At 60.5% G+C, this 12,860-nt stretch carries 11 protein-coding genes and 2 rRNA genes; 12 read left to right on the forward strand and 1 reads right to left on the reverse strand.

Annotated elements, in window-relative coordinates; translation table 11 throughout:
* Nucleotides 1-331 (forward strand): 23S ribosomal RNA (locus tag ACMLHG_RS00145); the annotation flags it as partial.
* Nucleotides 332-431: 100 nt separating this feature from the next.
* Nucleotides 432-546, forward strand: a 5S ribosomal RNA gene (rrf, locus tag ACMLHG_RS00150).
* Nucleotides 547-730: 184 nt separating this feature from the next.
* Here the strand turns inward: rrf and ACMLHG_RS00155 are convergent.
* A complete protein-coding gene (locus ACMLHG_RS00155) occupies nucleotides 731-1,333 on the reverse strand; it encodes a MarC family protein (protein ID WP_294435824.1) in 603 nt (200 codons plus the stop codon).
* Between the two features lie 129 nt (nucleotides 1,334-1,462).
* Between ACMLHG_RS00155 and ACMLHG_RS00160 the strand changes: the two genes are divergently transcribed.
* From ACMLHG_RS00160 to ACMLHG_RS00205, 10 genes are all read left to right on the forward strand, one after another.
* Complete coding sequence (locus ACMLHG_RS00160; RefSeq protein ID WP_294435825.1) at nucleotides 1,463-2,053, forward strand: helix-turn-helix domain-containing protein; 591 nt, start codon at nucleotides 1,463-1,465, stop codon at nucleotides 2,051-2,053.
* 105 nt (nucleotides 2,054-2,158) lie between these two features.
* Complete coding sequence (gene frr / locus ACMLHG_RS00165; protein ID WP_295812683.1) at nucleotides 2,159-2,725, forward strand: ribosome recycling factor; 567 nt, start codon at nucleotides 2,159-2,161, stop codon at nucleotides 2,723-2,725.
* The gene (locus tag ACMLHG_RS00170; protein ID WP_417169136.1) at nucleotides 2,725-4,641 is read left to right on the forward strand and encodes an ArnT family glycosyltransferase; all 1,917 of its coding nucleotides are present in this window, start codon (nucleotides 2,725-2,727) and stop codon (nucleotides 4,639-4,641) included. The genes frr and ACMLHG_RS00170 overlap by 1 nt, the downstream gene beginning before the upstream one ends.
* Nucleotides 4,642-4,698: 57 nt before the next feature.
* Nucleotides 4,699-5,823, forward strand: a complete 1,125-nt coding sequence (metX, locus tag ACMLHG_RS00175; RefSeq protein WP_294435828.1) for a homoserine O-acetyltransferase MetX — start codon at nucleotides 4,699-4,701, stop codon at nucleotides 5,821-5,823.
* Nucleotides 5,816-6,433, forward strand: coding sequence for a methionine biosynthesis protein MetW (gene metW, locus ACMLHG_RS00180; protein ID WP_294435829.1), 618 nt, complete (start codon nucleotides 5,816-5,818; stop codon nucleotides 6,431-6,433). Before metX ends, metW begins: the two co-directional genes overlap by 8 nt.
* Before the next feature lie 80 nt (nucleotides 6,434-6,513).
* On the forward strand, nucleotides 6,514-7,302 hold the full coding sequence (locus ACMLHG_RS00185; protein ID WP_417169137.1) for an IclR family transcriptional regulator: 789 nt from the start codon (nucleotides 6,514-6,516) through the stop codon (nucleotides 7,300-7,302).
* A gap of 91 nt (nucleotides 7,303-7,393) precedes the next feature.
* Nucleotides 7,394-7,798 (forward strand): hypothetical protein, encoded by a 405-nt coding sequence (locus ACMLHG_RS00190; protein WP_294435831.1) that lies wholly within the window; start codon nucleotides 7,394-7,396, stop codon nucleotides 7,796-7,798.
* 27 nt (nucleotides 7,799-7,825) lie between these two features.
* On the forward strand, nucleotides 7,826-10,546 hold the full coding sequence (ppdK, locus tag ACMLHG_RS00195) for a pyruvate, phosphate dikinase (RefSeq protein WP_417169138.1): 2,721 nt from the start codon (nucleotides 7,826-7,828) through the stop codon (nucleotides 10,544-10,546).
* An 85-nt stretch (nucleotides 10,547-10,631) separates the two neighbouring features.
* The gene (locus tag ACMLHG_RS00200; RefSeq protein ID WP_294435833.1) at nucleotides 10,632-11,801 is read left to right on the forward strand and encodes a rhomboid family intramembrane serine protease; all 1,170 of its coding nucleotides are present in this window, start codon (nucleotides 10,632-10,634) and stop codon (nucleotides 11,799-11,801) included.
* A gap of 168 nt (nucleotides 11,802-11,969) precedes the next feature.
* Nucleotides 11,970-12,611: a flavodoxin family protein gene (locus tag ACMLHG_RS00205; protein ID WP_417169139.1), complete on the forward strand. Its 642-nt coding sequence runs from the start codon at nucleotides 11,970-11,972 to the stop codon at nucleotides 12,609-12,611.
* The last annotated feature ends 249 nt before the right edge of the window (nucleotides 12,612-12,860 follow it).

Raw genomic sequence — 12,860 nt, forward strand, 5'->3', positions numbered from 1 at the left:
TACGCGAGTTGGGTTCAGAACGTCGTGAGACAGTTCGGTCCTTATCCTCCGCAGGCGCAGGATATTTGATGGGATCATTCCTTAGTACGAGAGGACCGGGAATGACTGACCTCTGGTGTTCCGGTTGTGGCGTCAGCTGCACTGCCGGGTAGCTATGTCGGGAACGGATAAGCGCTGAAAGCATCTAAGCGCCAAGCCCACCCAAAGACGAGATATCCCTCCCCGCAAGGGGCTCAAGGCCGGTCGAAGACTACGACCTCGATAGGATGGAGGTGTAAGTACAGCAATGTATTCAGCTTACCATTACTAATCGGCCGTGAGGCTTAACCACCTTTTTTCTTATCGCTTCCCAAAAGCCATAAGAAAAAAGCCTGTCTCAACTGAGTCTTCTTTCAGACTTCGCTTCAACATTTTCTTTCTTTGTATTTTTTTCCGGGGCTTATAGCGGAGTAGAAACACACGTTCCCTTCCCGAACACGGTAGTTAAGGACTCCAGCGGCGATGGTACTGTACATTTGACTATGGGAGAGTAGCACGGTGCCGGAATTTTTCTTACCTCCAGTTGCTTCGCACACAACTGGAGGTTTTTTTATGCCCGGATTCCGGTAGATTGGCCGGAGAAGACAGGCCAAGTGCGGCGCAGAAGAAGGCTCGCAGCAGACCGGGGGACAGGCAGTTTACCGGGAGGAAGAAGGCTCTTTTCTACGGTACAGACAGGAAAATACGCCACTCAGAGGTGGAAGAAGCTCTTTACCCCATCGAGAATCATCCCCGCCGCGATCGCCGAGAGAAACAGCCCCGTCAGGCGGGTGATGATGGCGATGCCGCGCCGGCGGAGCAGCCGTTCGGCGCGCGTGCCGAGCAGCAGAAGGCCGGCAAGCAGTGCGGTGGCAAACCCCAGCGCGGCAAGGTTGGAGACCGTCATCCAGAGTCCGTGATTCTCCAGACCGATCACGATCAGCCCGGCCGCGGTGCCCGGACCGACCGCCATGGGGATGGCGATCGGAACGACTGCGATGTCGTGCCCGGGATCGTCGCCGTTGTCATCCGCCGCGCCGGCTTTCCCCCAGATCAGCGAAATCGCGCACACCATGAGGATGACGCCGCCGCCGATCCGGAACACATCGATGTTGATGCCGAAGAGCGAGAAGATCACACTTCCTCCGAAAAAGAGCGTGACACCGGCGACGATGACCGTTATCATCGCCCGGAGCACGAGCATACGCCGTTCCCGCTCCGTCCAGCGCGGAGTCATCGCCAGAAAGGTGGAGAGCACTGCAAACGGATTCAGCAAAATCAGAATCTGTATGGAAGTAAAGAGTGTGGCGGTCATCTGTTTTTTCTCCTTAATTTACTTTCTTTGTTTGATATTTTAAATGATGTTCGTTATATTATACAGCGGAAGGTGGAAAATACAAGCCGGAAATTTAATATATTCTACAAAAAGTATAGTATAATGAATATGGAAAGAAAGATTCCGGATCCTCCGGCATTGGGGAGCAACCTGCATCGGGAGCGGCGCAGGCAGCAGCTGTCGCTGGACGCGCTGGCGGCGGCGAGCGGGGTGTCGAAGGCGATGCTGTCGCAGATCGAGGCGGACAAGGTGAATCCGACGATTGCGACGATGTGGAAGATCGCCCACGCGCTGAACATCGACTTCGAAACGCTGCTGCGGGGTGAGGGGAAACGGTCGAAACGCTTCGAGGTCAACCGGCGGGAGAACATCACGTCGATTGCGGCGGAATCGGGGGCGGTGTTCGAGGTGCTTTCGCCGGTGAACATGGCGGAGGATCTGGAACTTTACCGATTGAAGCTGGCGCCGGGGTGCGTGCACCGGTCACTGGCGCACTCGCCGGGGACGGAGGAGTTTCTGACGGTGCTCTCCGGTTCCATCCGGGTGAAAGCCGGCGGGAACGAGGCGGAGCTGAGGACGGGGGATTTCATCCTTTTCGAAAGCGATGTAGAGCATGAGATCGGCAATCCGGGGGAGCTCCCGGCGGAGGTTTCGATGGTGGTGCGGTTTGCCGCGCAAACCGGCATGGGCAAAAAGTGAAAAAAAGCGGGAATTCCGGGGATTTTATTTGCAATTTCCGCTTCCGGTTGTTATGTTACCGGATATTTCGTTCAGAGTACAAGTATTTGACTGGAGGATATGAGAATGCAACTGGATCCGACCAATCTGCTCGACAGTCTGGAAGAGCACATGATGAAGACGGAAGAGGCGCTGGGAAGCAGCTTCTCCGCCATCCGTACCGGCAAGGCCTCCCCTGCGCTGGTGGAACATGTGACCGTGGAATATTACGGCACCCCCACCCGGCTCAAGGAGATCGCCGGGATCACCGCGCCGGAACCGCGTCTGCTGGTGATCCAGCCCTGGGATACGACCGCGGTTTCCGCCATTGAGAAGGCTCTGCTCGCCTCCAACATCGGCATCACGCCGATGAGCGACGGCCGAACCCTCAAGCTGCCGATTCCGGAGCTGAGCCAGGAGCGCCGTCAGGCGCTGGCGAAGCAGGCCAAGTCCGAGTGCGAAGAGGCGAAGGTCGCTCTGCGCAACATCCGCCGCGAAGGCAACGAAGCGGCCAAGAAGGCGCAGAAGGACGGCATCTACACCGAAGATGAACTCAAGAAGATGCTCGACGACATTCAGAAGCTGACCGACCGGTACATCACCACGCTCGACAAGCTTCTGGCGGCCAAAGAGAAGGAGCTCATGACCGTCTGATGTCCCGCTCCGGAACAACAGTTCGGAAAAGCGCCGCCGCCTGCGACAAGGGGCGGCGTTTTTTACGGAATCTCGCCTGGATTTCCATCGCGGCTCTGCTGCTGCGCCTCGGCGTTTCGGCGGAGCTCGCCGCAATCAACGGCGGGAACAACAGTGTGTTCTCCCCTTCGAAACTCAGCGATCTGGCCACCTACATGCAGCTGGCCCGCGACATGGCGGCGTTTCAATATTCGGGGGAGTTCTACTATCAGCCGTTCTATTACGCGGTCTTTCTGCCGGTGCTTTATCTCGTCTCCGGCGCATCGATCTGGTTTGTGATCGCGGTGCAGTCGCTGCTGGGCGCGGGCTGCTGCTGGTTCGCCGGACTCTCCGCCGCCCGTCTCTTCGGCCGGAATGCCGGCTACGCGGCGGCGGTCCTCACGGCGATCTCCACGCCGCTTCTGCTCTATACGCCGTTCCATCAGAACGAGACACTGCAGTCTTTCAACCTCACTCTGCTTTTCTATCTGGTGCTCCGGGCGATGGAGTGGAAACAGCTCCGGTTCTGGATCACCGCCGGCATCATGACCGGAATCGCGATCTTGACCCGCGGCAACATCTGGATTCTGATCCCCGGCATTGTGCTGCTGGGCGTGCTGGCCGGACGCCGCCGGGCCGTCTCCGGGCGCCGCATCGCCGCCGGACTGGGGGTGTTTGCCGGGCTGTTGATCGCGGTACAGCTGCCGTTCGCCATTCACAACACGCGGGTGACGGGGCGGCTCTCCGGGCCGAGCACCGCCGCCGACGCCGTGCTCGGGCTGGGCAACTCGCAGGAGGCTCCGCCCGGCGGCCGGGAACCCGGTCTGCCCGCCGGACCGATGGAGTACCCCGAGGCGTGGCACCGGATGATGGAGCTCTCCCGCTCCGGTGTGTCGGTGGCGGAACAGATGTTCGACTGGATGTGCCGGGAACCGGCGGCGTTCTTCGAACTGCAGTTCCGCAAACTTCTGCTCTTCTGGGATTACCGGGAGATTCCGAACAACGTGTCGCTCTACGGAGAAGGCGAAGCGAGCCGGATTCTCCAGGTGCTGGTGTTCGGCCGCAGTGGACTTCTGCTCGCTCTCGCCCTCGCCGGAATCGTGGTGCTGCTGCCCCGGCTGCGGCTTCGCGACTCCCTGCCGGTCTGGCTGTTGTTCTACTTCATCGCGGCCTACTGGGGGGCGACGGCGCTCTTTTACATCCTCTCCCGGTTCCGGGCGCCGATTCTGCCGCTGGCGGCGGTGGCGGGTGGAGCCTTTGCCGGCTGGATGATCCGCCGCTGGAAGAGCGCTCCGCAGGCGCGGAAACAGACGCTGCTGCTCGGCGGCGGCGCTCTGGTGGCCGCCTTCTGGCTGACCACCTCCGGCTATGAGTTCTACCGGCAGCAGTGCGAAGCGGCGGTGATGCGGCTGGTCCGGCCCGCCGGCACCCGGCTCGATCTCGGCGGCGGGAAGAGCGCTTGGTTCGATTACGGACCATTGACCTTCGGCGGCTGGCAGGAGCTGCCGCTCGAACCGGGGATGATGCTGGAAAAACGGTTCCCGCTCTCCCCCGCCCGGGCGGAACTGGAGTGGACGCTCCTCACTGTCACGCCCGGAAGGCTCGCCGTCAAAATCAACGGCGAGGATCAGCTGTTCGATCTGGACCGCCCCGGATTTTCCAAAGTGCGCATGCCGGTCTCCTGCACCGACGGGACCGTGCGGGTCGATCTGCTCGCGGTCTCCGGGGAACAGCGGCTGATCTGTGACGCACAGCGGAACTATCACCGTTCCCGCTGGAACGGCCGCCCGCTCGACGGCGAGTGGATCATGCGGCTCTATCCCCTTCCTGAAGAGGAGGCCGGAGGGGACGGAGAGGGGAGTTTCCCCGAAAACCGGACCCTGCCGGTTGAAAAATGACGGCGATACGTTATATTATATCATTTTCGTTCTTGTAAATCCGGGAGAGAGGCAGCTTTGGAGTTCATCGTCAAACCGCAGAATTTTCAACTTCCCGAGCCGTTGGCGCTCGATTGCGGAAGGACGCTCAAAGGGGTCAACATCCGTTATGAGACGGTCGGCACCCTGGCGCCGGACCGCTCCAACGCCATTCTCATCACCCATGCGCTCTCCGGAGACGCTCACGTCTGCGGACGGCACACGCCGGAGGATCCCAAACCCGGCTGGTGGGACGAGATGGTCGGCCCCGGCAAGGCGATCGATACGAACCGCTACTTCGTCATCTGCAGCAATGTGCTCGGCAGCTGTGCCGGTTCGACCGGACCGCGTTCGGTCAACCCCGACACGGGCAATCCCTACAACCTGGATTTCCCGGTGATCACCATCCGCGACATGGTTCGCGCCCAGCGCTACTTGATCGACTACCTCGGCATTGAGAAACTGCTCTCCGTCGTCGGCGGCTCCATGGGCGGCATGCAGGCGATGGAGTGGGCGATCAACTATCCGGACCGGCTGGACAGCGCCGTGCCGATCGCCACCACCAGCCAGCTGTCGCCGCAGAGCATCGCGTTCGACTGGGTCGGCCGCGAGGCGATCAAGTACGATCCGAACTGGAACAACGGCAACTATTCCGCCGACCACGTGCCGGACCGCGGCCTCGCCGCCGCCCGGATGCTCGCGCACATCACCTATCTCTCCGACGAGTCGATGAGCCTGAAATTCGGGCGTGATCTGCAGGATGCCGACTCCTACAGCTTCGATTTCCACCGCGACTTTGCCGTGGAGAGCTATCTCGAGCATCAGGGGCGCCGTTTCGTCGAGCGGTTCGACGCCAACAGCTACTTTTACATCACGCGGGCGATGGACTACTTCGATCTGGCCGCGCGGGCGGGCGGGGATCTTGCCAAAGCCTTTTCGACGGCGACGGCGGCGTTTCTGGTGGTTTCGTTCTCCAGCGACTGGCTCTTCCCGACCGTGGAGTCGCGCAAGATCGTCAACGCACTGCTCAAAAACCGGCTGAACGTCTCCTTCTGTGAAATCAAATCCGCCTACGGGCATGATGCATTTCTGCTTGAAGCGGATGTGCTGGGGCCGATGCTCCGGGATTTTCTGCACAACCGTCTGGAGGGCCTCCATGGTTGAATCTCTCTACGTGGATCTCAAACTGCGGCACGACCTCAAAATCATCGCCGACCTGGTGCAGCCGGGCCACCGGGTGCTCGACCTCGGCTGCGGCGACGGCAGTTTCCTCAAGATGCTCCGCGAAACCCGCGGCGCCGACATTCTCGGCATGGAGATCGAGCACAAACTGGTCGCGCAATGCATCGCCAACGGCGTGCCGGTGATTCAGAGCGACCTCAACGATGAGCTGGACTTCGCCGAAGAGAATTCGTTCGATCTGGTGATTCTTTCGCAGACGCTTCAGCAGGTGAAACGGCCGGACCGGCTGCTCCGGCGCATTGTCCGGGTCGGGCGCCGCGCCGCGGTCAGCTTCATCAACTTCGGCCATTTTCACTGCCGCCTTCAGCTGCTGTTCGCCGGCTCGATGCCGCGGACGACCCAGATCCCCTACCAGTGGTACAACACGCCGAACATCCACCTCGGCACCATCCGGGACTTTCAACGGCTCTGCAACCATCTGGAAATCCGCATCTACCAGGAGATTCCGGTGGGGATGACCTTCCCGCTGCTGACCACGTCGATGCCCAATCTCTTCGCGGTCGGGTGCGTGTTCGTGCTGGAGCGGAAATAGTCCGCCGAACTTGACAAAGTCCGGTTCCCGCGGTATTGTTATGGGACCGCACACAGGAGAACATTCAACCGGGAGGAGCCATGATTCAGGTGATCGAACGCTGCTTTACGATTCTGGCGAAAGTGGCGGAAGATCCACAGCGGGTCTGGTCCATCCGTGAAATGGCCGACCTGATCGGCGTCCAGCCCGCCACCTGCTTCCACATCGTCAACAGCATGGTCGAGCTCGGCTACATGGAACGGCTCGGCATGCGGCGCGGCTACCGGCTCGGCCCGGCGGTGAACGGCCTCTGCCACAACTTCGCCTACCGCCCGGAACTGGTCCGGCTGGCGGACTCCCCGATGCGGCAGTTCGTGCAGGAGCAGAAGGAGGGCGTCGTGCTCGCCGTGCTGAACGGCACCAAGCGCTATGTGATCTGCGAGGCGAAGCCGGATCTGCACCACAAACTGCAGGTCAACTACAATCCGACTGTGATCGAAGATGTCTATTATACTGCGACCGGACTGCTGTTGCTGGCACACTGCACCCGGCAGCAGCAGGAGAGGTTTCTCGCCGTCTCCGGCCTGCCGGGGGAGGCGCTCTGGCCGGCGGTGCGGACCCGGGGGGATTTTTTCCGCGAGCTGGAACGGATTGCGGAAAAACCGATGCTGATCCGGGACTGGCACCCGACGCTGGTGTCGGTGGCGTTCCCGGTGTTCGACCGGGGGGAGCGGTTCATCGCCGCCCTCGGGGGATACATCCCGGCCTACCGGTTCGAGGGGGAACACCGGGAGAATGTGCTGGCCGGACTCTACGGAATCACCCGGGTGATTCAGGAAAATCTTCCGGCCGACGGGGAGACACGCCCGGAAATCATGAAATTCATGTGAGATGACGAAAATATTTGGCGGAATGCCTTGCAATCTGGTCATGATAGATTTAGATTATACAATCAATGAGCCCAATGAGAGAGGAAAACGCATGCCGAATTTTCGCTTCGCCGTCCCGGCTCTGCTGGTGATGCTGAGCTGTTTTTTCACCGGTTGCACGACCATCGACAACAACTACCTGCGGCCGGAGGATTTCGCCGGTTATCTGACCCGCGCCGGCATCAAAGTGGACGGGGTCCGGCCATTGCTGCCCGACCCGTTCCGTGCGACCAGCGGATGCGGCATCATGGTGGATGGTTCCGAGATCGGCGTCTACAAATATGACCGCACGTCGCGCGTCCAGCGGAAGCGGCTGGAGCGCCTCGCCGAACAGGGCAGAACGTACATTCAGGGGATCCCGTATCCGATCGAGGTGCGCGGCTCCTTTATGATCATGGGGTTGGAGAAAAACAAGCAAAAACGGGCGATTCTGCGGGTTTTCGATACGTTCAAGTAATCGTCCAACAGAGGGAAGGGAGAGAGAATGGCAGGAAAGAAGTATGTGTACTCCTTCGGCGGCGGGAACTCTGAAGGCTCCGGCGCGATGAAGGAACTGCTCGGCGGAAAGGGCGCCAATCTGGCGGAGATGGCTTCGCTGGGGCTTCCGGTGCCCCCCGGATTCACCATCACCACCGAGTGCTGTGTGGATTATTTCAAGAACGGCAGCAAACTGCCTGCCGGCGTGGAGAAGCAGGTCAAGACCGCGCTCGCCGGGGTCGAAAAGCAGATGGGCATGAAGTTCGGCGACGCGAAGAATCCGCTGCTGGTCTCCTGCCGCTCCGGCGCGCGCAGTTCGATGCCGGGCATGATGGAAACCGTCCTCAACGTCGGACTTTCCACAAAAACCATTCCGGGGCTGATCGCCAAGACCGGCAATGAGCGGTTCGTCTACGACGCCTACCGGCGGCTGATCATGATGTACTCCGACGTGGTGATGGAGAAGGCCGAGGGGATCGAACCGGCCGAAGGCAAGGCGATCCGCAAACAGCTCGACGCGATGATGGAAGAGCTCAAGGCGAAAAAGGGTTACACCTCCGACACCGACCTTACCGTCGAGGATCTCAAGCTGCTCTGCGACAAGTTCAAGAAGCAGATCAAAACGACGCTTAATCGCGAATTCCCCGACGACGCGATGGAGCAGCTCTGGGGCGGCATCGGCGCGGTGCTCAAGAGCTGGAACGGCAAAAAGGCGGTCTCCTACCGCCGGATCGAGGGGATTCCCGACGACTGGGGAACCGCGGTCAACGTGCAGAGCATGGTGTTCGGCAACATGGGCGACACCTCGGCGACCGGCGTCGCCTTCACCCGCGACCCTGCGACCGGCGACAACAAGTTCTACGGCGAGTGGCTGATCAACGCGCAGGGCGAGGATGTGGTCGCCGGAACCCGCACCCCGAATCCGCTCAACCAGGATACCTGCAACGAGCAGAACAAGCACCTCAAGTCGATGGAGGAGCTCTACCCGGAACTCTACCGGCAGCTCTTCGACATCCGCAACACGCTTGAACAGCACTACCATGACATGCTCGACATCGAGTTCACCATCCAGGAGGGCAGACTCTACATGCTCCAGTGCCGCGTCGGCAAACGCACCGGCACCGCCGCGCTGAACATGGCGATGGATATGCTCAAGGAGAAGCTGATCGACGAGAAGACCGCCGTGATGCGGGTTTCGCCCGCGCAGCTCGATGAACTGCTTCACCCGATTCTCGACCCCAAGGCGGAGAAGAGCGCTCAGCTCATCGCCCGCGGCCTGCCCGCCGGTCCCGGCGGCGCGGTCGGCAGGATCGTCTTCCACAGCGAAGAGGCGGTCAAGGCCGCCGCGAAAGGCGAGGCGGTCGTCATGGTTCGCGAAGAGACCAACCCCGAGGACGTCGAGGGGATGCGCGCCGCGACCGGCATTCTGACCGCGCGCGGCGGCATGACCAGCCACGCGGCTCTGGTCTGCCGCGGCTGGGGCAAGTGCTGCATCGTCGGCGCCGGATGCCTCGAAATCAATGAGGTGGCCGGCACCATGAAGGTGGATGGCAAGGTCTACCGCGCCGGGGAGATCATCAGCCTCAACGGCACCCGCGGCTACGTCTACGCCGGGGCGGTGGCGACGATGGATTCGAGCGAGAATCCGAAGCTTCAGCACTTCATGAAGCTGGTGGATAAATACCGCCGGCTCGGCGTGCGTGCCAATGCCGACAATCCGGAGGATGCGAAGATCGCCCGCAATTTCGGCGCCGAGGGGATCGGCCTCTTCCGGACCGAACACATGTTCTACGGCAAGAACAGCGAAAAGCCGCTCTTCGCCCTGCGTAAAATGATTCTCAGTGCGACGCCGGAGGAGCGGCAGAAGGCGGTCAAGGAGCTGTTCCACTTCGTCAAGAAGGACATCAAGGGGACGCTGACCGCGATGCAGGGGCTGCCGGTGACCTTCCGTCTGCTCGACCCGCCGCTGCACGAATTTGTTCCGAGCGCCCGGGAGGCGCGTCAGGAACTGGCGAAAGCGCTCGGCATCAAGCTGATCGATATCGCCCGCCGCGCGGAGGGGCTGCATGAGACCAACCCGATGATGGGCCATCGCGGCGTCCGGCTCGGCATCACCTATCCGGAGATCTCCGAGATGCAGATGCGCGCCATCCTCGAAGCCGCCGCGGAACTGAACCGCGACGGGCACACCTGCAAGCCGGAGATCATGATCCCGGTCACCTGCGATGCGTCGGAGATCAAGTTCCAGAAGGAGATTCTCGCCCGCGTCGCCGCGGAGGTCGCGAAGAAGTTCAAGGTCCCGGCGGTCGAGTACAAGGTCGGCACGATGATCGAGATTCCGCGCGCCGCACTGCTGGCCGATCAGATGGCGGCCGAGGCGGACTTCTTCAGCTTCGGCACCAACGACCTCACCCAGATGACCTTCGGGTTCAGCCGCGACGACATCGGCGCCTTCCTCGGGGATTACCTCGACAAGAAACTGCTGGCGGCGGATCCCTTCCAGACGATCGATCAGGCGGGCGTCGGCAAATTGATCGATATCGCGGTGAAGGGGGGCCGTTCGGTCAAACCGAAGCTGAAGGTCGGCATCTGCGGCGAACAGGGCGGAGAGGCGAAGTCGGTCGAATTCTGCCACAAGGAGGGGCTTGATTACGTTTCGTGCAGTCCCTACCGGGTGCCGATCGCCCGTCTGGCGGCGGCGCAGGCCGCGATCCGTTGCGGGAAATAGGGCGTTCCGCCTGAAAAACGGTCCGGCCGGAGCGGAAGCGGCCGGTCGGACTGCTGTTCTACTCTGACTGCGGGGGGCCGGTGCGATGAGGTGTCCGAACTGCGACCAGGAGCTGGAGCGGGAATTCTACCGGAAGGTGGTGGTGTTCCGATGCCCGTCCTGCGGCGGCCGGATGCTGACCGTTTCCGGTCTGCGGAGTCTCTGTGCCAATCGCGCTTTCGTCGATCTCCTGTGGCGGACCGCGCGGACCGGATACGCGGAGTCAGGGCCGGACTGCGGTTCCTGTCACATGCCGATGCGCCGGGTCACGCTGCCGCTGTCGGGGAAGGCGCTGGAGCTGGATCTCTGCTGCACCTGCCAGACGGTCTGGTTCGATCCTGCCGAACTGGAGCGGATTCCTCTGCCGGAACCGGAGGCGGAGGAGGAGCTGCCGCCGAAGGCGCGGGAGCTCCTCGCCCTGCGGCAGATTCAGGTGGAGGAGGAGAGGATCAACCGGGAGTTCCGTCAACTCGATGGCGGAGAGCACGCTCCGGACGAGGGGTGGAAATATCTGGTCGGCCTGCTCGGGCTTCCGGTGGAGCTGGATGCGCCTGCCACCCGCCGTCTGCCGCTGATCACCTGGGGGATCTCCCTGCTCTGTCTTTTGGTGTTCTGCCTCAGTGTGCCGCATCTGCGCGAGACGATCGACAACTGGGGATTCATTCCGGCGGAGTGGGGGCGCCACGGCGGATTGACGCTGTTGAGTTCGATGTTCCTGCACAGCGGAATCTGGCACCTGGTCGGCAACCTCTATTTTCTGCTGATCTGCGGGGATAATGTCGAGGATGAATTCGGAAAGGGAAAGTATCTGCTTCTGCTGCTGGCTTCCGGGTTGTGTGCGTCGCTGCTGCATGCGCTCTTCGATCCGCGCTCGGATATTCCGTGTGTCGGCGCGAGCGGATTCATTTCCGGGGTGATCGCCTGTTACGCGGTCTGTTTCCCGCAGGTGCGGCTCTCCTTCATGCTGTTTTCCCGGAGTATATTCGGCGCGCTGATGGCGCGGCGCAACTGGTTTTCGATTCCGGCGTGGGGTGCATTCATGCTCTGGATTCTGCTGCAGATCGGGCTGGCGCTTCTGACCCGGTCCGCTGGAACGGGCGGCGGGGTCGCCTATCTCGCCCACATCGGCGGCGCCCTGCCGGGACTTCTCTGGGGATTCTACCATCGGTTCGCTCCGAAATCCGCCTCCTACGACAGCCGCGAGTACCGTTCCTGAGCGGGGGGCCGCCGCTTCCCGGATAATGTATGAGCCTTGCAAACGTTGCGAAGGCGGTATCAGGTAAAATGGTTGCGCAGGCGGTTGTAAGTAACATTTTTATCTGTAAGTGTTTGAAAAGAAATATACGCAAAATGCCGCCCACTATCTACAGGAGAAAGAGAAACCATGAAAGTGATTGCAATCAACGGGAGTCCCCGGAAAAACTGGAATACCGACACCCTTTTGAAGAATGTTCTTTCCGGCGCCGCATCTGCAGGGGCCGAGACGGAGATGGTCTATCTCTACGACCTGAATTTTCGCGGTTGCCGCAGCTGCATGATGTGCAAACAGCGCAAGGAGCCGCGGCCCGATTGCTGTGTAGTGCGCGATGATCTTGCCACGGTGTTGAAGCGGCTTCACGAAGCCGAGGTCGTGGTGCTGGGCAGTCCCATCTACTTCAGTGAAGTTTCCGGAGAAATGCGCTCCTTTTTGGAACGTTTTCTGTTTCAGTATTTGAACTACGATGATTACAGCAAACCGTTGAGTCCTGCGAAAAAAACGGCATGGATATTTACGATGAATATACCGGAGTCTCTGTTCGGAGAGTTCGGATACTCTGCGCTGTTTCAGCGATACGCAAACTGGATGAAACTCTACTTCGGCCACTGTGAGACGCTTCTTGCCACGGATACCATGCAGGTGAAAGACTACAGCTGCTACCACCTCGGCTGCTGGGACAGCGACGCCAAACGGCTTCGTCACGAGACCGTGTTTCCGGAGGAGTGCAAAAAAGCGTATGAACTGGGTGTGAAGCTGATGGAACCCTGAAGGGGGGCTTCCCGGGCGGAGCCATCAGAGCGCCGGATGTAAGCTGTGGATCCCGCGATCTGAGTGCCTCGGCCTGTTTCCCCTTTTCCGGTTAAAGCCTGGTCGCGATAACCAGTTGGGAAACAGGCCCTGTGCCGGTGCCTTTCTCTCATCGTTTTAAATATCTTTCTTTCTTAACCATGCCTGGAGCTTTGAAAAGAATCCGTGTTCTTCCATTTGTTTCTTATGCAAATGTCCACACAAAATCTC

Origin of the sequence: Victivallis sp. (assembly GCF_048170485.1) — a bacterium.
GTDB lineage: Bacteria > Verrucomicrobiota > Lentisphaeria > Victivallales > Victivallaceae > Victivallis.